The sequence below is a fragment of the Streptomyces sp. 4F14 genome (assembly GCF_048159485.1).
GTDB lineage: Bacteria > Actinomycetota > Actinomycetes > Streptomycetales > Streptomycetaceae > Streptomyces.
Genome location: NZ_JBLRVY010000007.1, coordinates 213,704 through 237,722 on the forward strand (window position 1 = coordinate 213,704; position 24,019 = coordinate 237,722).

Genomic DNA, 24,019 nt, shown 5'->3' on the forward strand with positions numbered 1-24,019 from the left:
CCTAAGACGCCCACGCCCGTGATGAGACAAAGATGTCTCACATGGGTTATGGTCGTCTCATGGCCGTAGATCGTGACCACGTGCTGCGCACCGCCGCAGCCCTCCTGACCCGCAAATCCACCGCCACGATGGACGAGGTGGCGAAAGCGGCCGGCATCAGCAGAGCGACCCTGCACCGCCACTTCGCGGGCCGGGACGCGCTGATCCGCGCCCTGGAGGCGCTCGGCATCGAGGAGTGCGAGACCGCGCTCGACGCGGCCCGCCTCGACGAGGGCACGGCACAGGACGCCGTACGCCGGCTGGTCCGCGAACTCGAACCGGCCGCCGCGCTGATCGCCTTCCTCTACACGGAGAACCAGCTCTTCGAGGCCGAGGGCCTCAACGAGGGCTGGGCGCGGCTCGACGAACGGATCGCGGCGCTGTTCAGACGCGGTCAGCTCGCCGGCGAGTTCAGGATCGACCTGACCCCGGTATGGCTCACCGAGGCCCTGTACGGCCTGCTCGCGTCCGCCGCCTGGCTCGTCCAGTGCGGAAAGGGCGCCCCCAAGGACTTCCACCACATGACCGTCGAGCTGCTGCTCGGCGGCGCGCTAAGGAGAGAGGAATCATGACCAGCACCGTGCAGACGACGGGTACGACGGAGGCGGTGAACCGCCCGGGCCGCTGGCTCGGCCTCGCCGTCCTCGTACTCGCCGTGCTGCTGGTGGCCGTGGACGCCACCGTCCTCGGCCTCGCGACCCCGTACATCAGCGAGGACCTCAAGCCGTCCGGCACCCAACTGCTGTGGATCGGCGACGTCTACTCCTTCGTCATCGCCGGTCTGCTCGTCTCGATGGGCAGCCTCGGCGACCGCATCGGCCGCAAGCGCATCCTGCTCGTCGGCGCGACCGCGTTCGGCCTGATCTCGATCCTCAACGCCTATGCCACGACACCGGAGTTGATGATCGCGGCCCGCGCGCTCCTCGGCGTCGCCGGCGCGACCCTCATGCCCGCGACCCTCGCGCTGATCCGCAACCTCTTCCCCGACCCCCGCGAACGCAGCCTCGCGGTCGGCATCTGGGGAGCAACCGCCTCCGCCGGTACGGCGGTCGGCCCGATCGTCGGCGGCTTCCTCCTCGAACACTTCTGGTGGGGCTCGGTCTTCCTCATCAACCTCCCCGTGATGGCCGCCCTGGTCCTCATCGGCGCAAAGCTTCTCCCCGAGTCCCGCAACCCCGACCCCGGCCCCTGGGACCTCCCGAGCGTCCTGCTCTCCCTGGTCGGCATGGTCGCGGTGGTGTACGGCGTGAAGGAGGCGGCGGTCCACGGCGTGACGCCGGTGACCCTGACGGTCGGCATCCTCGGCGCGGCGGCCCTGTACGCCTTCGTACGCCGCCAACTCGCCCTCCCCACCCCCCTGCTGGACATGCACCTGTTCCGCGACCGGGGCTTCAGCGGAGCGGTCCTCGCCGACCTCCTCACGATCCTCGGCCTCTCGGGCGTGGTCTTCTTCCTCTCCCAGTACCTCCAACTGGTCCAGGAACGCCGCCCGTTGGAAGCGGGCCTCGCCGAACTCCCCGCAGCGATCGGCGCGGTGGCAGCGGGCCTGATCGCCGGCCGAGCGGCCCGCCGCTTCTCGGTACGCGCGGTGGTCTCGGGCGGCCTGGCGGCGATAGGGGTGGGCTTGGCGGCCCTGACCCAGCTGCACACGTCCACGGGCTACCCCCTCCTGGGCGCAGCCCTGCTGGTGGTAGGCGTAGGAGCGGGCTTCTCGTTCACGGTGACGGCGGACGTGATCCTCTCCTCGGTCCCGAAGGAGCGAGCGGGCTCGGCATCGGCGGTCTCGGAAACGGCGTACGAACTGGGCGCGGCCCTGGGCATCGCGGCGTTGGGCTCGATCGTGACGGGCGTCTACAGAGGCTTCGACGCCCCGGCAGGCACCCCGGCGGCAGCACACGAATCCCTGGGAGGCGCGGTGGAAACGGCGGCAGCACTCCCGGAGCACACGGCGCAGGCCCTCCTGACGTCAGCGAGGGAAGCGTTCATCGACGGCTTGTCGATCGCGGCGGGAGTGGGCGCAGCCGTGCTCTTGGCGGCATCGGCAGCGGCGTGGGTGTTGCTGAGGGGCAGAAAACTGGACGGCGCATAAAAACGCGGGTGCCTGTCCGTCCCTAAGGGGCGCGGGGCTGTATCGATGTGCGGCTCCGCCGCGCGGGCGCGAACAACCACAACGCACCCGCGCCCGACAAACAACCTCAAGCGGCTTTCGCCTTGGTCGCGTACATGTCCACATACTCCTGCCCCGACAACCGCATGACCTCAGCCATCACCGAATCCGTCACCGCCCGCAGCACATACCGATCCCGCCCCATCCCGTCGTACCGGGAGAACTCCATCGCCTCCCCGAACCGCACGGTCACCTTCCCCGGCCGAGGAATCCCCGCACCCCCCGGCTGCAACTTGTCCGTCCCGATCATCGCGAACGGCACGACAGGCGCCCCGGTCATCAGCGTCAGCCGGGCGATCCCGGTCCGCCCCCGGTACAACCGCCCGTCGGGAGAACGGGTCCCCTCGGGGTAGATCCCGAACACCTTGCCCTCTTCCAGCACCCGCCGCCCGGTCATGAGCGCGGCGACACCCCCACGCCCCCCGTCCCGGTCGACGGGGATCATCCCGACCCCGGTGAAGAACCAGGCCATGAGCCGCCCCTTGAGGGACGTCCCCGTCACGTACTCGTCCTTCCCGATGAAGAACACCTGCCGGTCGCACACCAGCGGCAGAATCATGGAGTCGATGAACGTGAGGTGATTCCCCGCGAGGATGACAGGCCCGTCCCCCGGGATGTTCTCGACTCCTTCCACCTGCGGCCGGAACCACAGACGCATGACCGGTCCGAGGACTGCCTTGAGGAGCGAGAAGCGGGACAACGGGCCCTCCGATGTCAAGGGATTGTGTATAAGTCCGTGCAGGTAGGCACGTTACTCTCGGCTACCCGGGTGACGCACATCGGGACACCGAGGTCTTACGCACTGTTGACACGGGTTTACCTGGGAGACGCTTCCGAAACCCGTTCGTGTTCTCCCCGTCGCCATGTTCACGCCCCTACGATCAGCGCGCACACACGAGCCGACGACACCAAGGGGAGAGTCCATGGCGACGCAGGACGAGGGCATACGCGGAACGGGCCGCCGCGCACTGCTGGGCGCGGCGGTACTGGGCGCGACGGGGTCGGTCGTAGGCATCACGGCGGGTACGGCGAGAGCCGAGGGCCGGTCGAAGGGGCACGGCGGCGGCCTCAAGAGCCTCCCCGTCCCGACGATCATCGGTCACCGGGGTGCCAGCGGCTACCGCCCGGAGCACACCTTCGGCTCCTACCAGCTCGCCCTGGACCTGGGCGCGGACATCGTCGAGGCGGGCGACCTGGTCCCCACCAGGGACGGTCACATCGTCTGCCGCCACGAGCCGGAGATCGGCGGCACGACGGACGTCGCCTCGCACGCGGAGTTCAAGGACCGCAAGCGCACGAAGGTCCTGGACGGCGTCACGGTCACCGGCTGGTTCACGGAGGACTTCACGCTGGCGGAGCTGAAGCGCCTGCGCGCGGTCGAGCGCATCCCGGGCAACCGCCCGCACAACACGCTGTACGACGGCCGCTGGGAGATCCCGACCTTCGAGGAGGTCCTCAGGTGGCAGGACGAGCAGACCCGTAAGCGCGGCAAGCAGGTCTGGATCTACCCGGAGACCAAGCACCCCACGTACTTCCGCAAGCTGGGCCTCGGCCTGGAGGAGCGCGTCGCGAAGCTCCTGCGCAAGCACGGCAAGGACCGCCGCGACTCCCCGGTGATCCTCCAGTCCTTCGAGCCGACCAGCATCCAGCGCCTGAACAAGCTGGTCGACAACCCCCTCGTGGTCCTTCTGGACGCGGCGGGCACCCGCCCGTGGGACTTCGTCGAGTCCGGCGACCCGCGCACGGTCGACGACCTGATCACCCCCAAGGGCCTCAAGGAGATCGCCGGCTACGCGCAGGGCATCGGCCCGACCCTCAACCTGATCATCCCGAGGGACGCGGACGGCAGGCTGACCAAGCCGACGACGCTGGTGCGCGACGCCCACAAGGCCGGCCTGATCCTGCACCCCTACACGATGCGCAACGAGAACCCCTTCCTCCCGGCGGAGTACCGCAAGGGCACGGACGCGGATGCGTACGGCGATGTCTTCGGCGCGTACCGGACGTACTTCGCGACCGGCATCGACGGCGTCTTCACCGACAACCCGGACACGGGCCTGCTCGCCCGCGAGGACTTCCGCAACGCGTGACGTCGGGTATGTCACAGGACTACTGAGTGTCCGGGAGGTTGCGGCCCGGCGAGCGCGGGGATAGGAGTGGAGAACTACCGACGATCAGATGAGCGGGAGGCGTGCGCACATGGGCATGAGCGTGACCATCTCGGGTGCGACCGAGCAGGATGCCGAGCAGATCTTCCGGCTCCAGTACCTGTGTTTCCAGAGTGAGGCCGCCCTGTACGGCAACTACCGCATCGACCCGCTCGTCCAGTCCCTGGACTCCGTCCGCGAGGAGCTGACCACCGACTGCGTCTTCGTAGCCCGCCTGGGCGAGGAGGTGGTCGGCTCCGTCCGGGGCCACATCACGGACGACGGCGCGGCCTCGATCGGCAAACTCTGCGTCCACCCCCGCCTCCAGGGCCACGGCATCGGAGCGAGGCTCTTGCGAGCGGCGGAAGCAGCGTTGGCAGAGGAGAGGGGCGCAAAGAAGTTCCGCCTCCACACAGGCCACCGCAGCGAGGGCAATCTGAGGCTGTACAGGAAGGTGGGCTACGAAACGGTAGGCACGTCAGAGGGCACGGACGGCGTACCGATGATCGTGCTGGAGAAGCAGGCGGGCCAGTACGCCAAAACGGCGTGAGGGCGGATGCTGTTGTCTTTTGTCTTTTAGGGGCGCGGGGCTGTATCTATTTGCGGCTACCGCCGCGTGGGCGCGAGCAACCACAACGAACCGGTACTCGCGACGAAACCTCAAGCACCCCTCTGAGATGGCGCTTTCCGCAGCCAGTACAGCGCGGACACCGGCAGCAGCACCGGGATGAACACGTACCCCATCCCATAATCCGACCACACGGTCGAATCCGGAAACGCGGCCTGATCCAGAAGCGTCCACGTCCCCACGATCAGCACCCCCGCAAGTTCGGCGGCGCAGCACACCTGCGCCGCCTTGCGGGCCGTCTCCCCGCCCCGCACGAGCGAGTACGTGATGAACCCGTACACGACCCCGGCGAGCGCGGACAGCGAGTACGCGAGCGGCGCCCGGTCGAACTCCGTGGCGATCTGGTACACGGACCGCGACACCGCGCCGACGACCATCACCCCGTAGAACCAGACGAGCAGCATCCCCGGCCCGCTGATCAACCGCTGCCGGCCCACCGCCTCAGCCTCCCCAGATGTCATAGAGCCGCACCTCCAGCACCGCCAGCACGACGCCGCTCGCCGCGACCGTCACCGATCCCCACCGCGTCCGCTCGGCCAGCGACATGAACGCGGCGGCGGGCACACACGCGAAGGCCCCCAGCAGATAGGCGACGAAGATCGTCGTCCCCTGATCCGGCTTGTCCCCGCGCGCGAGCTGCACGATCCCGACGACGAGCTGGACGACCGCCAGCACCGTCACCACGGCCATCCCGATGAAGTGCCAGTCCTTGGTCGGCTGGTCTCGGTACGCCGCCCAGCCGCACCACGCGGCGAGCAGCAGCGCGGCGACGGACGTCACCACGGTGAGGGCAACAAGCATGCGGCGACCCTATTACGCCGGTATCGGCCCCCGGACGCCGGGCTTGCCCCCAAGGTGTCCACGTCCGTCCAGCATCCGGACAGCCCGCTCCCGGTCGGCACCATACGTCTGCTTTACTGATCGCATGACCACGACGAGCAGCCGCACCCTTGCGACCGAGGCGACCATGACGCCCGGTGCTCGTTGTCTGTGTCGAATGCGCGCCTTCTAGAGGGCCCCCGCACCATCCCCCTGCGCTCGCGCCCCTGAAGCGAGCCGCGCCGCCGCGCCCCACCTCCGTACGGAAACAAGCCGTACGTGACCGAGCGCGCCCGCCCCCCTCCCGTACGAGGGCACACCCACGCCCCGTACTCGACAGTGACGGAACCCCAGTGATCACCACAACGGGCCTGACCAAGGTCTACCGCACCCGCGGCCGAGAGGTCACCGCCCTCGACGGCGTCGATCTGCACGTCCGCGAAGGCGAGGTGTACGGCGTCATCGGCCAGTCCGGCGCCGGAAAGTCCTCGCTGATCCGCTGCGTGAACCTCCTGGAGCGCCCCACCGCCGGGACGGTCACCGTGGACGGCCAGGACCTCACCGCGCTGGCGGGCCGCGGCCCCCGCGCCGGCAAGGAACTGCGCCGGGCGCGCAGCCGTATCGGCATGGTGTTCCAGCACTTCAACCTGCTCTCCTCGCGGACCGTCCAGGACAACGTGGAACTCCCGCTGGAGATCCTCGGCGTGGGCGGCGGGGCGCGCGCGGCGAAGGCCCTCGAACTCCTCGACCTCGTCGGGCTCGCCGACAAGGCGAAGGCGTACCCGGCGCAGCTCTCCGGCGGCCAGAAGCAGCGCGTCGGCATCGCCCGCGCCCTCGCCGGCGACCCGAAGGTGCTCCTCTCCGACGAGGCGACCAGCGCCCTCGACCCGGAGACGACCCGCTCGATCCTCCAGCTCCTGCGCGACCTGAACCGCCAGCTCGGCCTGACGGTCCTGCTGATCACGCACGAGATGGACGTCGTGAAGTCGATCTGCGACTCCGCCGCGCTGATGGAGAACGGCCGGATCGTCGAGTCCGGCACGGTCAGCGAACTCCTCGCGACGCCGGGCTCGGAGCTGGCGTCCGCGCTGTTCCCGGTGAGCGGCGAGCCGACGGGCGACGAGCGGACCGTCGTCGACGTCACCTTCCAGGGCGAGGCCGCCACCCAGCCGGTCATCTCGCAGCTCTCGCGGACCTACAACATCGACATCTCGATCCTGGGCGCGGCCATCGACACCGTCGGCGGCCTCCAGGTCGGCCGGATGCGCATCGAACTGCCCGGCCGGTACGAGGACAACGTGGTGCCCATCGGGTTCCTGCGCGAGCAGGGCCTTCAGATCGACGTGGTGGGCGATGAGCCCGTACTGGTGAAGGACGGTGCCCAGTGACCTGGTCCGAGATGCAGCCCCTGCTGTCGCAGGCGTGTTGGGACACCCTCTACATGGTCGGCTGGTCCACCCTCATCGCCGTCGTCGGCGGCCTCCCCCTCGGCATCCTCCTCGTCCTCACCGACCGGGGCGGCCTCCTCCAGAACGTCGTCGCGAACAAGGTCATCGGCCAGATCGTGAACGTCGCCCGCTCGATGCCGTTCATCATCCTGATGGTCGCCCTGATGAACTTCACCCGCACGATCACGGGTACGACGATCGGCCGCGAGGCGGCGATCGTGCCCCTGGCGATCGGCGCCATCCCGTTCTTCGCGCGCCTCGTCGAGACGGCCGTCCGCGAGGTGGACGGCGGGCTCGTGGAGGCCGTGCAGTCGATGGGCGGCAACACCTGGACGATCGTCCGCAAGGTCCTCGTGCCCGAGTCGCTGCCCTCGCTGATCGCGTCGACGACGACCACGATCGTCGCCCTCATCGGGTACTCGGCGATGGCCGGGACGGTCGGCGCGGGCGGCCTCGGCGACATCGCCATCCGCTACGGCTACCAGCGCTTCGAGACCGAGCTGATGTGGCTCACCGTCGCGATCCTCGCGGTCGTCATCTCCCTCATCCAGTTCGCCGGCGACTACGCGGCGCGGTCCCTGCACCGGCGGGGCGGACGCTCGGGACCGGCGCCGAAGCTGCGGCTGCTGAAGGCGGCACCGGCCCCGAGCAAGGCTGGCTGACCCACCCCCAATTCCTCCCGCACCACCCCTCGCGGGATCGTCACACCCTCAGGAAAGGCACTTTTCGTGCGTAACACCGCCAAAATCACCACCGCCGTCCTCGCCGCCGGAGCGCTCACCTTCGCGCTCAGCGCCTGCGGTTCGGACAAGGACAACGCCTCCTCGTCCAAGGACTACAGCGGCCCGCTCGTCGTCGCCGCGAGCCCCGTCCCCCACGCCGAGATCCTCAACTTCGTCAAGGACAACCTCGCGAAGAAGGCCGGACTCGACCTGGAGGTCAAGGAGTTCCAGGACTACATCGTCCCGAACACCGCGACCGAGGACGGCTCGGTGGGCGCCAACTACTTCCAGAACCAGCCGTACCTGGACGACTTCAACAAGAAGCGCGGCACCCACATCGTGCCCGTCGTCACGGTCCACCTGGAGCCGCTCGGCCTCTACTCCCACAAGGTCAAGAAGGCCGACGAGCTGAAGAGCGGTGCGACGATCGCCGTCCCCAACGACGCCGTCAACGAGGCGCGTGCCCTCAAGCTCCTCGCCGCCAACGGGCTCATCACCCTCAAGGACGGCGCGGCGAGCGACGCGACCCCGCAGGACATCGCCAAGAACCCCAAGAACCTCAAGTTCAAGGAGGTCGAGGCCGCCCAGACCGCGCGCTCCCTGGACGACGTCGACGCCGCCGTCATCAACGGCAACTACGCCATCGCCGCCGACCTCAAGCCCGCCACCGACGCGATCGTCCTGGAGTCCGCCAAGGACAGCCCGTACGGCAACTTCCTCGCGGTGAAGGAGGGCAACGAGAAGGACCCGCGGGTCGAGAAGCTCGCCAAGCTGCTCACCTCGCCCGAGGTCAAGAAGTTCATCGAGGACAAGTACAAGGGTTCCGTCATCCCGTCCTTCTGACCAGCCCGATCAGGGGAGAACAGACATGCTGCGCAAGGCAGTTGTGACGGTGGCGGCCCTGGCGCTGGGCCTCACGGCGTGTGGTGCCGACAAGAAGGCGGACGCCGATGACGATCGTCTGGTCGTCGGCGCCACCGCCGTACCCGCCGGGGAAGTCCTGACGTACATCAAGGACAACCTCGCCGAAAAGGCGGGCCTCAAGCTGGAGATCAGGGAGTTCACGGACTACGTCCTGCCGAACACCGCGCTCCAGGAAGGCTCGTTGGACGCCAACCTGTACCAGAACCAGCCGTTCCTGGACGAGTTCAACAAGACCAAGGGCACCGACCTGGTCTCCGTCGTCAAGGCGTACCTGCCGCCCATGGGCGTCTACTCGAAGAAGATCCAGGACATCTCGAAGCTCGCCGACGGAGCCACCGTCGCCGTCCCCAACGAGACCACCAACGAGGGCCGCGCCCTCAAACTCCTCGCCTCCGCCGGGCTCATCACCCTCAAGGCGGACGCCGGTACGACGGCCTCCCCGGCCGACATCACCGCGAACCCGAGGAAACTCGTCATCAAGGAGCTGGAACCCGCCCAGCTCCCGCGCTCCCTCGACGACGTCACCATCGCCGTCATCAACAACAACTACGCCCAGGACGCGGGCCTCAGCCCCGCCAGGGACGCCAAGTACCTGGAGTCCGCGCAGGACAACCCGTACGCCAACCTCCTCGCCGTGAAACGCGGCAACGAGAAGGACCCGCGCGTCCAGAAGCTCGCGAAGCTCCTGACCTCACCCGAAGTGCACACGTTCCTCAAGGACAAGTACCAGGGCTCGGTCCTGCCGGTGACCTCCGGCTGAGTCGATGACACGGGGGGTCCGTACCTTGACGGGTACGGACCCCGTGGTGTTTCACGCGGCCCGCATACTGCATGCTGGGCAGTTCAGCGGCGGAACCCACAAGGTTTCTCCCGAAGGTTACGGAGCGGCGCAATGACGAGCACCTTCCCCAACATCTCCATCAGCACGGAGCGGTTGGTGCTGCGCCCCCTCGACGAGGACGACGTCCCCGCGCTGATCGAGACGGCCGCCGACGAGCAGGTCACGGCCTGGACGTCCGTCGCCCACCCCTTCGCCGAGGCCGACGCCCTGCGCTGGATCACCGAACAAGCCCCCGCCGAACGCGCCGCCGGACACGGCATCGACTTCGCCGTCACCGAGTTCCTCACCCAACGCCTCGTCGGCGTCCTCCAGTTGAGGAAGACGAACTGGCACGTCCGCTCCACGGAGATGTCGTACATCATCGCCCCCTGGGCCCGCGGTGAGGGCTACGCCTCCGAAGCCGCCCTCGCCACCGCCCAGTGGCTCTTCACCGACCAGCGCCTCGAACGCATCGAGCTGCGCACCGCAGCCGACAACACCGCCGCCCAGCAGGTCGCCCAGAAGATCGGCTGCATCAGCGAGGGCGTCCTGCGCGGCGCCTCCATAGTCAGAGTCCGCGCCGAGAACGGCACCTGGACCGAGGCCCGCACCGACTACATCGTCTGGAGCCTCCTCCCCGAGGACCTGGAGGGCGCGGGCGAGCAGCTCGCGGAGAGCGGCGGGTACGCGCCGTACGCGGACTGGAACTGATCCCGGCAGGCGCCCGGCCAAGGCGGGACCAGGTACCCTCACGGAGCCCGCTGCCTGCGTGAATCCCCGGGAGACTGACGACGATGGCCGACCGCGTCACGGTGATCGGCTGGGACGGCTCGCCCCTGAACTCGGCGGCGCGTTCCGCTCTCGCCGGTGCCACCCTCGTCGCGGGCGCCGCCCACCACCTGGCCCTCCCCGAGGTGCCGCCCGGCGCCGAACGCATCCGCCTCGGCAGCGTCGCCCTCGCCGCCCGCCGCATCGCCGGCCACCACCGGGGCACGGCCGTCGTCCTCGCCGACGGCGACCCCGGCTTCTTCGGCGTCGTACGGACCCTGCGCGCACCGGAGTTCGGCCTGGAGGTCGAGGTCGTGCCCGCCGTCTCCTCGGTCGCCGCCGCCTTCGCGCGCGCTGGGATGCCCTGGGACGACGCCCAGGTCGTCGTCGCCCACCGCCGCACCCTGCGCCGCGCGGTGAACGTCTGCCGCGCCCACACCAAGGTCGCCGTCCTCACCTCGCCCGGCGCCGGACCCGCCGAACTCGGCCTGCTCCTGGAGGGCGTGCACCGCACGTTCGTCGTCTGCGAGGAACTCGGCACCGAACGCGAGCGCGTGAGCGTCCTGTCGTCCGACAAGGCCGCCGACCGCAGCTGGCGCGACCCCAACGTCGTGATCGCGATCGGCGGGCCCGTCACGTCGGGCGGCCAGGGCGAGTGGATCGCCGGCCGCGACCCGGCCGCGGGGCCGCGCGGACACGCGTACGCCGACGGCCGCGGCGAGGGCGAGTCCCAGATGCTGCGCACCGCCCAACTCGCCCGCCTGGGCCCGCGGGTGGGCGACCTCGTGTGGGACATCGGCTGCGGAACCGGCGCCTTCGCCACGGAGGCCGCCCGCACCGGAGCCGCCGTCCTCGCCGTCGACCAGGACATCGACGCCTGCGCCCGCACCGACGCGACGGCCCGGCACCTCGGCGTCCAGCTCCAGATCGTCCGGGGCACCGCCCCCCACGTCCTGGAGAACCTCCCGGAACCCGACGTCGTCCGCGTCGGCGGGGGCGGCCCCGGCGTCGTCACCGCCGTCGCCGACCGCCGTCCCGAACGCATCGTCACCCACGCCCTCACCCGCGACGCCGCCGAACGCGTCGGCCGTGACCTGACCGAGCACGGCTACCACGTCGAGTGCGCCCTCCTGCAGTCCGTCCAACTCGACACCCGGGCCTGGACGGAGCGCCACCGGAGTGTCGCGTTCCTGCTCAGCGGGGTCCTCCCGGATCGCGGGCTGTGATCCTGTTGTCGTACTGCGCGCGGTAGGCTGGCCGATCGTCGTACCGCTTTCCGGCACCCGGCAGTTCATCAGCCAATGTCCGGAAAGCGCGTCCGCTTTGGACACGTGCGGTACGACACGGACCGGAGGGCCGCGCAACGTGGCGCAGTCCACAGCGGGGCGTCGCGGGGTGACCTGTCGCGTCACGACCATGACCGGGACAATGCCACTGAATGGCTTTGTCGCTTTTTCGGGCGGGTCGTTCGTGCCGCTGGGCGCCGAGGCTCGTTCTTCACAGCGGGGCGGACGGCGCGCCGTTCCGGTGAGCCGGCCGAAGGAGCACTAACCGATGGGCGAGGGGTACGCATGACCGACACCGGCCAGATCCCGGGCGAGGGGCTGCCGGAGAACGCAGGCACGGTGGAGCAGCCGGGCGTCCCCACGCCCCCCGCGTACGCCTACCTCTCCGAGACCCCCGCCGAGGACGAAGACCAACTCCTCATGCCGGGCGCGCAGAGCGCCTGGGGCAACGAGGTGGCACCGCCGGTGCCGGAGCCGGTGGTGGAGACGGTCCACGCGGGCTACTCCCCGCAGGGCGTGCCTGGCGTTCAGGACGCGGGGGTTCCTGAAAGCGGGGCGTATCACGGGGCCGGTACGGAGGGATTCGGGGGAGCGGTCGTGGGGGGTCAGGGCGTGGAGGGAAGCGGCGAGCAGGTGGCTGGGGTTCAGGGTGCCGGCGCGGAGACCGGCGTGTCCGACAGCGGTGAGCAGAGCGGTGGGGAACAAGGTGTCGGCGCGCATGAGCCCGGGCCGCACGAGGCCGGTGGGCGGGACACCGGGTCCGTCGAACTCGGTGCTGTACGGCGGCCCGCGATGAGCCGGCCGCGGCGGACCGCTCCGACGACGCCGATTCCGCCGATCACTCCGCGGCGTCCGCTGCATCTCGGGCCGCCGATTCCGGATGCTTCCGCCAGCCCTGTCCGGTCGCTCGCGGATCGTGGACCGGCCGACGCATCGCTTCGACAGGCGGCGCCTGTCGCGAGCGGGCCGGAGTATCTGGACGCGCAGTCGGCGCACGAAGGGGTTCCTCAGGGGGCTGCGCCTTGGGGTGCGGCGCCGCTTCTGGCGCAGCCTGAGGAGGCGACTCGGACTGACGCGCTGACGGAGTCCGTAGTTGAGGGGCAGCCTGAGATCGCGGGCCAGGCCGAGGCCGTGAGCGCGAGCCAGGCTGGGGGTGTGGAGCAGAGCGGGGCTGAGGGTCAGCTTGGGGCTGCCGATCAGCACGAGGGTGCGGGTCAGTCTGAGGCTGAGGGTCAGCCCGAGGCTGCGGGGCAGACCGATGGCACGGCTCAGCCCGGTGTTTCGGGTGAGGTCGAGGGGCTGAGCCACGCCGGGGTGCCGGAGCAGTCCGAGGTGTCCGAGGTGGCGGTGGAGTCGGGGACTTCGGTGGGGTCTGAGACGCCGGGGCAGCCCGAGGTTGTCGCCTCGTCGCAGGACGTGGCTTCGGGTACGCCGGGTGAGGCCGGGGTCTCGGGGGAGTCCGAGGGGGCTGCGCAGGACGCGTCGAGTGGGGATGTGTCGTCGCCGTCCGAGCAGGTTGTGGCTGAGGCGGGTGTGGGTGAGGCCGGGGTTTCCGTACCCGGGCAAGCTGTTGCTCAGGCGGGGGAGACCGAGGCGTCGGTGCAGGTTGAAGGGGTTGTGCATTCGGGGGCGTCGGGGGAGGACGCGGGTGCTGATGCCGAGTTGGCTGCCGCGCGGTTGGGTGGGGTGAGTGGGCCTGGGGTGTCGGCGGAGCTTGGGAGTGCGGGCCCGGCGGAGGCGTTGGAGCAGGCCGGAGTTGGTGTGTCTGAGGTGGTTGTGGGTGAGGGGGGTGTGTCGGGGCTGGACGGGGTTTCGGCGCAGCCTGGAGTGGTGGGTGAGGCTGGGGCTTCGGGCCAGCTTGGGATTCCGGGCGAGGACGGGGCTCCGGGCCAGTCCGGAGTTTCGGGCGAGGCTGAGACTCCGGGCCAGGCCGAGGTTTCCGGTGAGGCTGAGACCTTGGGTCAGGCCGAAGTGCCCGGCGAGGCCGAGGCGTTGGGCCAGCCTGGAGTCTCCGGCGAAGCGGCGGCTCTGGACCAGGCCGGGGTTGGTGTGTCTGAGGTGGTTGTGGGTGAGGGGGGTGTGTCGGGGCTGGACGGAGTTTCGGGGCAGCCTGGCGTAGTGGATGAGGCTGGGGCTTCGGGCCAGCCTGGGGTTTCGGGCGAGGCAGGGACTCCGGGCCAGCCTGGGGTTTTGGACCAGCCTGGTCCTTCGGGCGAGGCGGAAACTCCGGACCAGCCTGGGGTTTTGGGCCAGCCTGGTCCTTCGGGCGAGGCGGAGACTCCGGACCAGCCTGGGCCTTCGGGCGAAGCCGCGACTCCAGGGCAGACCGAAGTCTCCGGCGAGACCGAGGCTTTGGGGCACCCGGAGGCGCCGATGCAGCCCGAGACCCCTGCCTCCGCGCAGGGTGCAGCTCAACTCGGTGAGTCGGGTGGGTCTGACGCGCCCGCACAGCCCGGGGTTTCCACGCAACCCGGGGCACCGACGGAGGCCGAGGCTTCTACTTCCGAGCAACTCGCGGCGCCGTCCGGCACGTCGGGCCAGCCGGGGGCTTCAATGCACCCTGCGACCTCGGACCAGCCGGGCGTTCCGACCCAGCAAGGGGCTCCGATCCAACCGGAAGCGCCGGGTCAGCCGGAAGCGCCGGGTCAGCCGGACGCGCCGGGCCAGCCGGAAGTGCCGACCCAGCCGGAAGCGCCGGGCCAACTGGAAGCGCCGACCCAGCCGGACGCATCGGGCCAGCCGGAGACACCGGCTCACCCGGACGCATCCCTCCAAGCCGATTCCTCCGACTCCGACCAGATCGCGACCCAGCCCGATTCAGCGGGCGAGCCCGGAACACCGGCGCAGCCCGAGACTTCGGCCCAGCCGGAAACGCCAGGCCAACCCCATGCCCCGGTCCAGCCGAATGCCTTGGACCAGTCGGATACGTCGCTCCAGCCGACCATCTCGGACCAGACCGCCGTGCCGGTTCAGCCGGATGTCGCGACCCAGACTGCCGCGCCGGTCGACCCGGCTGCCTCGGCCCAGACTGCCGTGCCGGTCCAGCCGGATACGCCCGTCCAGCCGGCTGTCGCGGCCCAGCCCGACGCGCCGGTCCAGCCGGATGCCTTGGACCAGCCTGCCGTGTCAGCCCAGCCGCATGCGTCAGCCCAGTCCGACGTACCGGTCCAGCCGGATACGCCCGTCCAATCGGACGTACCGCCCCACCCGCACGCGTCGAACCAACCCGACGTACCAGCCCAACCAGTCGCACCGGCTCCCCCCACCACATCGCCCCATCCCGAGGCGTCCACACCCGACGAGGCCGCAGCCCACCCAGGCACGCCCGGCGACCCCAACGCATCGGCACCGCTCACCACTTCGGCCCACCCCGCCGCTCCCCCCACCGAACAATTCGCGGCCCAGCCCGCCCCCTCGAACCAACCCGAGACCCCGGCCACCCCCGAGGCACCCCAGTCCGAGCCCCCCACTCCCGAACCCCCCGCGACCCCGGCCGAATCCGCAACGCCGGACCAGTCCACGACCCCGCCCCAGCCCGGAACCACTGAGCCCCCCCAGCCTGCGGACACCCCCACCCCACAGCCCGGCCCCCGCACCCGCGCCCGTGCCAGAGCGAGGGCAAAGGCCGCTACAGCGGCGGCCCAGGGCGACGGCCTGCCCCAAGCCTGGACGTCGACCCAACCCGAGACGTCCCCCAAGGCCACAGCGTCCCCCCAGCCGGAAGCCCTGCCCCAGCCGGACGTCTCCCTCCAGCCCGAGACCCCCGACTCCCCTCAGAACACCACCGCCACCCCGCCCCAGACGCCTCCCCCGACCCCCCTCCCGATGGACGACCCCCACCCCGACCACGCCTCCCCCGCCACCCCTGCGGAAACGGTTGTCCCCACCCCCGGCGCCGAAGAACCCCCGACCCGAGAAACAGCCCCCGTGCCCCCGACCCCCACCGACGAGCCCCACCCCGTAGCCGAGTTCGTGGCGGTGGACGGCCACATCCCCACACCCGCCCACCTCGCCCCCACGCTCCCCGCCCAGCGGGACACCGAGCAGGACGGCGTCGTACAGAGCGTGGAGGACCTGGCGACGACGGAGGAGTACACCGGCCCGGCGGCCCCCGCGTACGACGACGCCGAGCGCGAGGCCGTACTGAAGGTCATGAGGGAACGCCGGGACATCCGCAACGGCTTCCGCGGCGACCCCATCCCGCACGAGGTCCTGCTGCGGGTCCTGGAGGCCGCGCACACCGCGCCGTCGGTCGGCCACTCCCAGCCGTGGGACTTCGTCGTCATCAGGTCCCAGGAGACCCGCCAGACGATGCACGACCTGGCGATGCGCCAGCGCGACGCGTACGCGCAGTCCCTCCCGAAGGGCCGCGCGAAGCAGTTCAAGGAACTGAAGATCGAGGCGATCCTCGAAACCCCCGTGAACATCGTGGTGACCGCCGACCCCACCCGGGGCGGCCGGCACACCCTGGGCAGGCACACGCAGCCGCAGATGGCCCCGTACTCCTCCGCGCTCGCGGTGGAGAACCTGTGGCTCGCGGCCCGCGCGGAGGGCCTCGGCGTCGGCTGGGTCAGCTTCTTCGACGAGCGCGAGATGGTCCGCGCCCTGGGCCTCCCGGAACACCTGGAGGTCGTCGCGTACCTCTGCGTCGGCTACGTCGACGAGTTCCCGCCCGAGCCCGAGCTGATGCAGGCGGGCTGGGCCAAGCGCCGTCCCCTGTCATGGGTCGTCCACGAGGAGACGTACGGCCGCCGAGCCCTGCCCGGCGAGGACCCGCACGACCTCCTCGCGGAGACGGTCGCGAGCATCCGCCCGCTGGACGCGAAGGCGCTCGGCGAGGCGTGGGAGCGGCAGAAGCGGATGACGAAGCCGGCCGGCGCCCTCGGCATGCTGGAGATCATCTCCGCGCAGCTCTCGGGCCTGTCCCGCCAGTGCCCGCCGCCGATCCCGGAGCCCGCCGCCGTCGCGATCTTCGCGGGCGACCACGGTGTCCACGCGCAGGGCGTCACCCCCTGGCCCCAGGAGGTGACGGCCCAGATGGTCGCCAACTTCCTCGGCGGCGGCGCGGTCTGCAACGCCTTCGCGAACCAGGTCGGCGCGGAGGTCTGCGTCATCGACGTGGGCGTGGCGACGGACCTCCCCGCGACCCCGGGCCTCCTCCCGCGCAAGATCCGCGCGGGTACGTCCGACATGACGACCGGCCCCGCGATGACCCGCGAAGAGGCCCAGCAGGCCATCGAGGTCGGCATCGAGACGGCCCGAGACCTGGTCGCGGCCGGCAACAAGGCCCTCCTGACGGGCGAGATGGGCATCGCCAACACGACCGCGTCGGCCGCCCTGATCGCCGTCTTCACCGGCGCCGACCCCGCCGAGGTGACGGGCCGGGGCACCGGCATCAACGACGAGACCCTGGCCCGCAAGACGGACGTCGTCCGCCGCGCCCTGGACTTCCACCAGCCCGACCCCGCCGACCCCATCGGCGTCCTCGCGGCCCTCGGCGGCTTCGAACACGCGGCGATGGTCGGCCTCCTCCTGGGCGGCGCCTCGCTGCGCACGCCGGTCATCCTGGACGGCGTCAGCGCGGGCGCGGCAGCCCTGGTGGCCCGCGCCATCGCCCCGGAGGTCCTCGCAGCCTGCATCGCGGGCCACCGCAGCGCGGAACCGGGCCACGTGGCAGCCCTCAACAAACTGGGCCTACGCCCGCTGGTCGACCTGGACCTGAGGCTCGGCGAGGGCACAGGCGCCCTCCTGGCCCTCCCCTTGGTCCAGAGCACGGCCAGAGCGATGCACGAGGTGGCGACGTTCGACTCGGCGGGCGTGACGGAGAAGTAGAACCGCAGAACCAAGGGGGGCCTGCCACCGACGTAGGTCCCCCTTGGCTCTGTCGCACTCACCCGCTCTCAACAAATGACGCTCATCCCCACCCACCTAGGGGCGCGGGGAACTGCGCGATCAGCCACAACGAACCCCGCACTCACCCAGCCACCACCTCCACCCTCCCCAGAAGCCCACCCACCGGACCCGCCCTCCACTCCCGGCCCTCACCCCGTAAAATCCGCACGTCAGAGCCCCACCCCACTCAGGAGCCGATCCCATGGCCGAACACCCCGCCTACCCCGTGGGCCTCCGCCTCACCGGCCGCCGAGTGGTCGTCCTGGGCGGCGGCCAGGTAGCCCAACGCCGTCTCCCAGCCCTGATCGCGGCCGGTGCCGACATCACCCTGATCTCCCCGGAAGCCACCCCCTCGGTGGAAGCGATGGCGACGGCGGGCGAACTGACCTGGGAGAAGCGTCGTTACGAGACCGGCGACCTCCAGACCGCCTGGTACGCCCTGATCGCGACGGACGACGAGGACGCCAACACCAGGGCCTCCGCGGAAGCGGAAGCACACCGCGTCTGGTGCGTCCGCTCCGACGACGCCGACCAGGCCACCGCCTGGACCCCGGCCACCGGCACCAGCGAGGGCGTCACCATCGCCGTCCTGACGACGGACGCGAAGAGCCGCGACCCCCGCCACACGGCGACAATCCGCGACGCGGTCCTCGCGGGCCTGCGCGACGGCACCCTGGTCGCCCCCCACCACCGCACCCGCACCCCCGGAGTGGCCCTGGTCGGCGGCGGCCCGGGCGACCCGGACCTGATCACGGTCAGGGGCCGCCGCCTCCTCGCCGAGGCGGACGTGGTCATCACGGACCACCTCGGCCCCAGGGACCTCCTCGCGGAACTCCCCCCGCACGTGGAGGTCATCGACGCGGCGAAACTCCCGTACGGCCGCTACATGGCCCAGGAGGCCATCAACAACGCCCTGATCGAGCACGCGAAGGCGGGCAGGTCCGTCGTACGTCTGAAGGGCGGCGACCCGTACGTGTACGGCCGCGGCATGGAGGAGGTCCAGGCCCTCGCGGCGGCCGGCATCCCCTGCACGGTCGTCCCCGGCATCTCCAGCTCGATCTCGGTCCCGGCGGCGGTGGGCATCCCGGTCACCCACCGGGGCGTGGCCCAGGAGTTCACGGTGGTCAGCGGCCACGTGGCCCCCGACGACGAGCGCTCCACGGTCGACTGGCAGTCCCTCGCGAAGCTGACCGGCACGCTGGTCATCCTGATGGGCGTCACGAAGATCGCCCGGATCGCCGAGACCCTGATCGCCCACGGCAAGTCCCCGGACACCCCGGTCGCCCTGGTCCAGGAGGGTACGACGGCGGCTCAGCGCCGGGTCGACGCGACGCTGGCGACCGTCGGCGAGACGGTCGTCACGCAGGACGTGAAGTCCCCGGCGGTGATCGTCATCGGCGAGGTCGTCACCGTGGGCCCCGACACCATGGCGTAACCCCGGGTAACACAACCCGTCCCGAGCCGTTGGCACCGCACCAAGGACAAGGCAGTATCACTTCTGTGGCCGATCTCATCACCGTGGACGACCCCGACGACCCCCGCCTGCGCGACTACACGGGCCTGACCGACGTAGAACTCCGCCGCAGACGCGAACCGGCCGAGGGCCTCTTCATCGCCGAGGGCGAGAAGGTCATCCGCCGAGCGAAGGAGGCGGGCTACGAGATGCGCTCGATGCTCCTCTCCGCGAAATGGATCGACGTCATGAGAGACGTCATCGACGAACTCCCGGCCCCCGTCTACGCGGTGACCCCGGAGCTGGCCGAACGGGTAACGGGCTACCACGTCCACAGAGGCGCCCTCGCCTCCATGCAACGCAAGCCCCTCCCGACGGCGGAGGAACTCCTCCGCGAGACCCGCCGGGTCGTGGTCATGGAGTCGGTGAACGACCACACGAACATCGGCGCGATCTTCCGCTCGGCGGCGGCCCTCGGCATGGACGCGGTCCTCCTCTCCCCGGACTGCGCGGACCCCCTGTACCGTCGCAGCGTCAAGGTCTCGATGGGCGCGGTCTTCTCCGTCCCCTACGCCCGCCTGGACACCTGGCCGAAGGGCCTGGACTCGGTGCGGGAGGCAGGCTTCAACCTCCTGGCCCTGACCCCGGACGAAAAGGCGAAGCCCCTGGACGAAGCGGCCCCCCACAAGATGGACAGGGTGGCGTTGATGCTGGGAGCGGAGGGAGACGGCCTCTCGACGCAGGCCCTGATGGCAGCGGACGAATGGGTCCGCATCCCGATGTCACACGGAGTGGACTCGCTGAACGTGGGCGCGGCAGCGGCGGTGGCGTTCTACGCGGTGGCGACGGGCCGCCCGGAGAGCTGAGGGTCTTCGGGGAACGTTGCACGGGTGGTTCCCTAGGATGCCGCGAGGACCAACGCCCTTAGGGGCGCGGGGCTGTATCTGTTTTGCGGCTACCGCCGCGTGGGCGCGACCAGCCACAGCCAAGCCGCACCCGCCTCACGACCATCAGTCCCCCGACGATCGCTCCTGCCCCGGTTCCTGCCACACAACACCCTGCCCCCCGCCACCCAACCCCCGCGCAGGCCCCTGACAAGCCTGCACCAGCCCGATCCCCAACGCCACCAACAACGTCACCACCACGAACACGAACAACCGCTGCCGCAACAACCGAGGATTCGCAGGCCGCCGCCCAGTCCCCGTAGGCCGGGGCCGAGTAGCCGGCCGCCCCGCCCCACTGCGCGGCACAGGACGACTCCCACTGGGCCGAGCCCCCCGCCCGGCCGGCGTGGGCCGACCAGTTCCCGACGGCCGAGAAGCCGACGAACCCCGAGACGGCCGAGGCGCCGGAGTGACCCCGGACCCCCGAACACTCCGCTCGGTATAACTCGCGGTATCGGCAACCCGCCCAACCCCCCGCTCCCCCTCAGCGGAACGCGGCGCAGGAGCCCGCCCCTCGACAACCGCCCCCTGAGCCTCCCGAGCGGCGATCTCCTTCAACCGCAGCGACAGCTCCAGCGTGCTGGGCCGTTCCTCAGGATCCTTGGCAAGACAGGCCCGAACCAGCGGAGCAAGCGCATCCGGCACCCCCTGCAACTGGGGCTCCTCATGCACGACCCGATACAGCATCACCTCCGAACTCCCGTGCCCGAAGGGCGAGTCGGCGGTAGAGGCATACGCCAGCGTCGCCCCGAGCGAGAACACATCGGTGGCCGGCGTGACCGCGGCCCCCCGCACCTGCTCGGGCGCGAGGAACCCCGGCGACCCCACAGCGGTCCCGACATGCGTGAGCGTGGACGCACCGGTGGCCCAGGCGATCCCGAAGTCGATGATCCGGGGCCCCTTGGGCGACAGCAGGATGTTGGACGGCTTCAGATCCCGGTGGACGACCCCGGCTTCGTGGACGGCGACGAGCCCCTCGGACAGCGAGGCCCCGATGGAGGCGAGCTCGGCAGCCCCTATCGGCCCTTCGTCACCGACCTTGTCGTGCAGCGAGGGCCCGGGAACGTACTGCGTCGCGAACCAGGGCCGCTCGGCCTCCAGGTCGGCCGCGACGAGCCGTGCCGTACACCCGCCCCGGATCCTCCGCACGGCGGACACCTCGCGCGCGAACCGCGAGAGGAACTCCTGATCCTCCGCCAGATCGGGCCGGATCACCTTGAGCGCGACGCGCTGGCCCTTCTTGTCGGAGCCCAGATAGACGACGCCCATGCCGCCCGCGCCGAGCCGTCTGTGAAGCCTGAACGAGCCGACGACGCGCGGGTCCTCGCGCCTCAGGCGCATCATCGCCATGTTCATCCCCGCTGCCGGTCCGTGTGACGTGCCACAGCTTACGTTTCCACGACCGCCGGTGTGCAGGAGCCGCGCCCTCTCGGCCCGATCGATTGTCAGTGCCGGGTGGGAGACTTGAGGGGTGGTCAGGAAGGCGCCGTCGCAACGGTTTTCGGCCGTGACCTGATCTCAACCAGCCATCACAGAAGGGGGATTGGCACTGTGAAGGGTGACCGAGTGGAGATAGTCGTGGACGCGGGGGACACGACGCGGACGTACGAGGTGGTGGCCAGCAGGGCGGGCCGCAGGGTGGAGACGGCGGTCCGCAGGGGGGTGGTGGAAGTGAGCGAAGTCACGCGCTCCGGGACGGTGATCAGGACCGCCCGCTTCATGGCGAACCGGGTCCTCGCCCTCGTCGAGCAGCCGGTCCCCCGGGAAGCGGAATCGGAAAAATCAGCCCGGACCGGTCACCCCTTCCGGGAAGACCCTGAGTCCTAGGACCCCGTCTCCACCCAGGGGAGTACACCGCAGGTCGAGGCTCATCCTCGGGGAGGCCCGGCAATCGGTACGAGGGCATGACGACCGCGAGCCGCCGCCCGCCTAAGTTAGAGGTCAAGCGGCGGGTGCAGCACTCGTCCCCCGAGGTCAGACACCCGCCGCTGCCAACGACACCAGAAGTCGGGAAGGAGGAACCATGGCCTACACGGCACCGCGGACCACGCTCCGCGAAGAGCCCGAGTCCGGCCGCCGCCACCCTCTGACGGCGACCTTGATGGTCCTCCCTCTCGCGGTCCTGCTCTTCGTCGTCTTCGGCGGCTGGGAGACAGTGGCCACACAGGCGTCGTCCGTGGGCGTGATGCTGGGGCGCTGAGCGGCGACCTCAGGCCCGGAAGAGCGGTCCGGGCGGGGACATCCCGACCATGAAACCCCGTGGGGACGGGGGTGCGGCGGACGGCAACAATGCCGGCGCAGCTGGGGAGCTGCGCCGGCATTACTTTTGTCCCTACGCGACGTCCGTACGCGATGTCCGTACGCGACAGAAGGACCCCCGTGACCCTGCTCACCGACCTCACGTTCCGCCTCCGCGCCCGGGCCCACCCCGAGCCCCCGCCGTGCGCCTGCCCCACGGCCACCCTCGCGGACCGCCCCGACGCCACGGTCGTCCGGCACGCCGACACGGTCGCCAAGGCCCACGCCCCCGGCACACCCCCCGAGACCCTCACCCCCCGTCTGCGCGCGGCCGCCCGCCTCCCGGACGTCTTCCTCCCGCCCCTCACCCCCGCCCCGGCCCCCCTGGGCGACCGCCTCGTCACGTACTGGCCCTACGGCACCCCCGTGGACCCCGGCGCCCCCGAGGACGCCCCCTGGGAGGCCGTCGGCGCCCTCCTGGCCCGCCTCCACCGCAGCACCCCGCCCCCGGGCCTCCCTCCGATGCGCGGCCCCGCGAAGGCGGCCCGGGCGGTCGCCCGCCTCGACACCGTCACCCACCCGGCGACCACCCCCGTACGCCGCGCCTGGCACCACCTCCCCGCCTGGGCCCGCGCCGAGGCTCCCATGCCCGCCGCCGGCCTCTGCCACGGCGACCTCCACCTGGGCCAGCTCGTCCGCACCCCGGCCGGCGACTGGCGGCTCATCGACGTCGACGACCTCGGGACCGGCGTACAGACCTGGGACCTCGCCCGCCCCGCCGCCTGGTACGCCTGCGGCCTCCTCCCGCCCGAGGAGTGGCACCGCTTCCTGTCCGCCTACCGGGAGGCGGACGGCCCCGCGCTCGACGGGTACGACGATCCCTGGCCCGCCCTCGACGTCGCCGCGCGCGCCCTGACCGTCCAGACCGCCGCCCGCGCGATCGTCAAGTCGGCCGCGGGGGAGCGGCCGTTGGACGAGGTGGAGAGCGCCTTGGTCGACGCCTGCGCCCGGATGTCCGCGACGTAGGGTGCAACCGACCGGGGGGCGGACGGAGTCTGTCCCTGGGGCAACCCGAAACAGGAACGAACAGTGAGGGGTCGGGACCGATGATGCAGTGTCCGAAATGTCATGCGGCGATGCACACCTACAACCGCAACGGCGTCCAGATCGAGCAGTGCAGCAACTGCCGGGGGATCTTCCTGGACTACGGCGAGCTGGAGGCGCTGACCCGCCTGGAGGGCCAGTGGCAGCAGCCCGGCCCGCAGGCGTACCCGGCGGCTCCGCCGGTTCCCCCGCCGGGCCCGGCCTGGGGTGCCCCGCAACACCACGGCGGGCACCACGGGGGCCACCACGGCGGGCACCACCGCAACAGGGGCTTCGGCCACATGCTGTTCTCCAGCTAGAACAGCCGGAACGCCACGAAGCCCCCGGTGGGAACCGGGGGCTTCGGCGTGTGTGGACGATACTGGGATTGAACCAGTGACCTCTTCCGTGTCAGGGAAGCGCTCTCCCGCTGAGCTAATCGTCCGGGAGAACCACGGTCCGAAGACCATGATCAGTGCGCGATACTGGGATTGAACCAGTGACCTCTTCCGTGTCAGGGAAGCGCTCTCCCGCTGAGCTAATCGCGCGGGGAAGCCTTGCGGCTTCAGTGGACGATACTGGGATTGAACCAGTGACCTCTTCCGTGTCAGGGAAGCGCTCTCCCGCTGAGCTAATCGTCC

20 protein-coding genes, 3 tRNA genes and 1 pseudogene are annotated in these 24,019 nt (G+C 70.6%); 17 read left to right on the plus strand and 7 right to left on the minus strand.

The genetic code is table 11. The annotated features are described in order from the left end of the window. Window positions 1–59 precede the first annotated feature (59 nt). Complete coding sequence (locus tag ACLZOT_RS14320) at window positions 60–611, plus strand: TetR/AcrR family transcriptional regulator (RefSeq protein ID WP_416969247.1); 552 nt, start codon at window positions 60–62, stop codon at window positions 609–611. After that, window positions 608–2,128, plus strand: coding sequence for an MFS transporter (locus tag ACLZOT_RS14325; RefSeq protein WP_416969248.1), 1,521 nt, complete (start codon window positions 608–610; stop codon window positions 2,126–2,128). Before ACLZOT_RS14320 ends, ACLZOT_RS14325 begins: the two co-directional genes overlap by 4 nt. A 106-nt stretch (window positions 2,129–2,234) precedes the next feature. On the opposite strand, the gene ACLZOT_RS14330 is transcribed toward ACLZOT_RS14325, so the two are convergent. Then, window positions 2,235–2,924 carry a lysophospholipid acyltransferase family protein gene (locus ACLZOT_RS14330; RefSeq protein WP_416969249.1) on the minus strand — a complete coding sequence of 230 codons (690 nt, stop codon included), beginning with the start codon at window positions 2,922–2,924 and terminating at the stop codon, window positions 2,235–2,237. A 205-nt stretch (window positions 2,925–3,129) separates the two neighbouring features. Here ACLZOT_RS14330 and ACLZOT_RS14335 point away from each other — a divergent pair, with 205 nt between their 5' ends. Continuing rightward, the gene (locus tag ACLZOT_RS14335; protein ID WP_416969250.1) at window positions 3,130–4,296 is read left to right on the plus strand and encodes a glycerophosphodiester phosphodiesterase; all 1,167 of its coding nucleotides are present in this window, start codon (window positions 3,130–3,132) and stop codon (window positions 4,294–4,296) included. Window positions 4,297–4,405: 109 nt separating this feature from the next. Further along, a complete protein-coding gene (locus tag ACLZOT_RS14340) occupies window positions 4,406–4,903 on the plus strand; it encodes a GNAT family N-acetyltransferase (RefSeq protein ID WP_416969430.1) in 498 nt (165 codons plus the stop codon). A 110-nt stretch (window positions 4,904–5,013) separates the two neighbouring features. Here ACLZOT_RS14340 and ACLZOT_RS14345 read toward each other — a convergent pair whose 3' ends face one another. Continuing rightward, window positions 5,014–5,442 carry a hypothetical protein gene (locus ACLZOT_RS14345; protein ID WP_416969251.1) on the minus strand — a complete coding sequence of 143 codons (429 nt, stop codon included), beginning with the start codon at window positions 5,440–5,442 and terminating at the stop codon, window positions 5,014–5,016. Beyond that, window positions 5,423–5,782, minus strand: a complete 360-nt coding sequence (locus tag ACLZOT_RS14350) for a hypothetical protein (protein WP_112472430.1) — start codon at window positions 5,780–5,782, stop codon at window positions 5,423–5,425. Before ACLZOT_RS14350 ends, ACLZOT_RS14345 begins: the two co-directional genes overlap by 20 nt. Before the next feature lie 371 nt (window positions 5,783–6,153). On the opposite strand from ACLZOT_RS14350, the gene ACLZOT_RS14355 reads away from it, so the two are divergent. From ACLZOT_RS14355 to ACLZOT_RS14395, 9 genes and pseudogenes are all read left to right on the plus strand, one after another. Beyond that, window positions 6,154–7,188, plus strand: a complete 1,035-nt coding sequence (locus tag ACLZOT_RS14355) for a methionine ABC transporter ATP-binding protein (RefSeq protein WP_416969252.1) — start codon at window positions 6,154–6,156, stop codon at window positions 7,186–7,188. Then, entirely contained in the window at window positions 7,185–7,910 is a 726-nt protein-coding gene (locus tag ACLZOT_RS14360) for a methionine ABC transporter permease (protein WP_416969253.1), read from the plus strand. The genes ACLZOT_RS14355 and ACLZOT_RS14360 overlap by 4 nt, the downstream gene beginning before the upstream one ends. A gap of 66 nt (window positions 7,911–7,976) precedes the next feature. Continuing rightward, the gene (locus tag ACLZOT_RS14365) at window positions 7,977–8,813 is read left to right on the plus strand and encodes a MetQ/NlpA family ABC transporter substrate-binding protein (RefSeq protein WP_416969254.1); all 837 of its coding nucleotides are present in this window, start codon (window positions 7,977–7,979) and stop codon (window positions 8,811–8,813) included. Between the two features lie 25 nt (window positions 8,814–8,838). Then, the gene (locus ACLZOT_RS14370; protein WP_416969255.1) at window positions 8,839–9,654 is read left to right on the plus strand and encodes a MetQ/NlpA family ABC transporter substrate-binding protein; all 816 of its coding nucleotides are present in this window, start codon (window positions 8,839–8,841) and stop codon (window positions 9,652–9,654) included. Window positions 9,655–9,786: 132 nt separating this feature from the next. Continuing rightward, a complete protein-coding gene (locus ACLZOT_RS14375) occupies window positions 9,787–10,425 on the plus strand; it encodes a GNAT family N-acetyltransferase (RefSeq protein WP_416969256.1) in 639 nt (212 codons plus the stop codon). An 83-nt stretch (window positions 10,426–10,508) separates the two neighbouring features. Continuing rightward, window positions 10,509–11,708 (plus strand): precorrin-6y C5,15-methyltransferase (decarboxylating) subunit CbiE, encoded by a 1,200-nt coding sequence (gene cbiE, locus ACLZOT_RS14380; RefSeq protein ID WP_416969257.1) that lies wholly within the window; start codon window positions 10,509–10,511, stop codon window positions 11,706–11,708. A gap of 4,155 nt (window positions 11,709–15,863) precedes the next feature. Beyond that, window positions 15,864–17,600, plus strand: a pseudogene (cobT, locus tag ACLZOT_RS14385) (nicotinate-nucleotide--dimethylbenzimidazole phosphoribosyltransferase); the annotation flags it as partial. A gap of 262 nt (window positions 17,601–17,862) precedes the next feature. After that, window positions 17,863–19,095, plus strand: a complete 1,233-nt coding sequence (gene cobA, locus ACLZOT_RS14390) for a uroporphyrinogen-III C-methyltransferase (protein ID WP_416969258.1) — start codon at window positions 17,863–17,865, stop codon at window positions 19,093–19,095. A 65-nt stretch (window positions 19,096–19,160) separates the two neighbouring features. Next, entirely contained in the window at window positions 19,161–19,979 is an 819-nt protein-coding gene (locus ACLZOT_RS14395) for a TrmH family RNA methyltransferase (RefSeq protein ID WP_416969259.1), read from the plus strand. A 144-nt stretch (window positions 19,980–20,123) separates the two neighbouring features. Here the strand turns inward: ACLZOT_RS14395 and ACLZOT_RS14400 are convergent, their stop codons facing one another. Further along, window positions 20,124–21,413 (minus strand): protein kinase domain-containing protein, encoded by a 1,290-nt coding sequence (locus tag ACLZOT_RS14400; RefSeq protein WP_416969260.1) that lies wholly within the window; start codon window positions 21,411–21,413, stop codon window positions 20,124–20,126. Between the two features lie 195 nt (window positions 21,414–21,608). On the opposite strand from ACLZOT_RS14400, the gene ACLZOT_RS14405 reads away from it, so the two are divergent. The 4 genes from ACLZOT_RS14405 to ACLZOT_RS14420 all read left to right on the plus strand — a co-directional run bounded on the left by ACLZOT_RS14405 (window position 21,609) and on the right by ACLZOT_RS14420 (window position 23,698). Beyond that, entirely contained in the window at window positions 21,609–21,884 is a 276-nt protein-coding gene (locus ACLZOT_RS14405) for a hypothetical protein (RefSeq protein ID WP_409118803.1), read from the plus strand. Window positions 21,885–22,080: 196 nt separating this feature from the next. Further along, the gene (locus tag ACLZOT_RS14410; RefSeq protein ID WP_416969261.1) at window positions 22,081–22,257 is read left to right on the plus strand and encodes a hypothetical protein; all 177 of its coding nucleotides are present in this window, start codon (window positions 22,081–22,083) and stop codon (window positions 22,255–22,257) included. Window positions 22,258–22,409: 152 nt separating this feature from the next. Then, window positions 22,410–23,321, plus strand: coding sequence for an aminoglycoside phosphotransferase family protein (locus ACLZOT_RS14415; protein ID WP_416969262.1), 912 nt, complete (start codon window positions 22,410–22,412; stop codon window positions 23,319–23,321). 83 nt (window positions 23,322–23,404) lie between these two features. Continuing rightward, window positions 23,405–23,698, plus strand: a complete 294-nt coding sequence (locus ACLZOT_RS14420) for a zf-TFIIB domain-containing protein (RefSeq protein ID WP_416969431.1) — start codon at window positions 23,405–23,407, stop codon at window positions 23,696–23,698. A 53-nt stretch (window positions 23,699–23,751) separates the two neighbouring features. Here ACLZOT_RS14420 and ACLZOT_RS14425 read toward each other — a convergent pair. From ACLZOT_RS14425 to ACLZOT_RS14435, 3 genes are all read right to left on the minus strand, one after another. Further along, a tRNA-Val gene (locus ACLZOT_RS14425) sits at window positions 23,752–23,823 on the minus strand. 31 nt (window positions 23,824–23,854) lie between these two features. Beyond that, window positions 23,855–23,926, minus strand: a tRNA-Val gene (locus tag ACLZOT_RS14430). Window positions 23,927–23,947: 21 nt separating this feature from the next. Continuing rightward, window positions 23,948–24,019: transfer RNA gene (locus tag ACLZOT_RS14435), tRNA-Val, on the minus strand.

Excerpts from the sequence above, each read along its gene's own strand:
- ACLZOT_RS14420 (WP_416969431.1), top strand. The coding sequence starts at position 23,405 with ATGCAGTGTCCGAAATGTCATGCGGCGATGCACACCTACAACCGCAAC.
- cbiE (WP_416969257.1), top strand. The coding sequence starts at position 10,509 with ATGGCCGACCGCGTCACGGTGATCGGCTGGGACGGCTCGCCCCTGAAC.
- ACLZOT_RS14325 (WP_416969248.1), top strand. The coding sequence starts at position 608 with ATGACCAGCACCGTGCAGACGACGGGTACGACGGAGGCGGTGAACCGC.
- ACLZOT_RS14350 (WP_112472430.1), bottom strand. The coding sequence starts at position 5,782 with ATGCTTGTTGCCCTCACCGTGGTGACGTCCGTCGCCGCGCTGCTGCTC.
- ACLZOT_RS14320 (WP_416969247.1), top strand. The coding sequence starts at position 60 with ATGGCCGTAGATCGTGACCACGTGCTGCGCACCGCCGCAGCCCTCCTG.
- ACLZOT_RS14370 (WP_416969255.1), top strand. The coding sequence starts at position 8,839 with ATGCTGCGCAAGGCAGTTGTGACGGTGGCGGCCCTGGCGCTGGGCCTC.
- ACLZOT_RS14340 (WP_416969430.1), top strand. The coding sequence starts at position 4,406 with ATGGGCATGAGCGTGACCATCTCGGGTGCGACCGAGCAGGATGCCGAG.
- ACLZOT_RS14400 (WP_416969260.1), bottom strand. The coding sequence starts at position 21,413 with ATGAACATGGCGATGATGCGCCTGAGGCGCGAGGACCCGCGCGTCGTC.
- ACLZOT_RS14375 (WP_416969256.1), top strand. The coding sequence starts at position 9,787 with ATGACGAGCACCTTCCCCAACATCTCCATCAGCACGGAGCGGTTGGTG.
- ACLZOT_RS14410 (WP_416969261.1), top strand. The coding sequence starts at position 22,081 with ATGGCCTACACGGCACCGCGGACCACGCTCCGCGAAGAGCCCGAGTCC.
- ACLZOT_RS14415 (WP_416969262.1), top strand. The coding sequence starts at position 22,410 with ATGTCCGTACGCGACAGAAGGACCCCCGTGACCCTGCTCACCGACCTC.
- cobA (WP_416969258.1), top strand. The coding sequence starts at position 17,863 with ATGGCCGAACACCCCGCCTACCCCGTGGGCCTCCGCCTCACCGGCCGC.
- ACLZOT_RS14345 (WP_416969251.1), bottom strand. The coding sequence starts at position 5,442 with ATGACATCTGGGGAGGCTGAGGCGGTGGGCCGGCAGCGGTTGATCAGC.
- ACLZOT_RS14335 (WP_416969250.1), top strand. The coding sequence starts at position 3,130 with ATGGCGACGCAGGACGAGGGCATACGCGGAACGGGCCGCCGCGCACTG.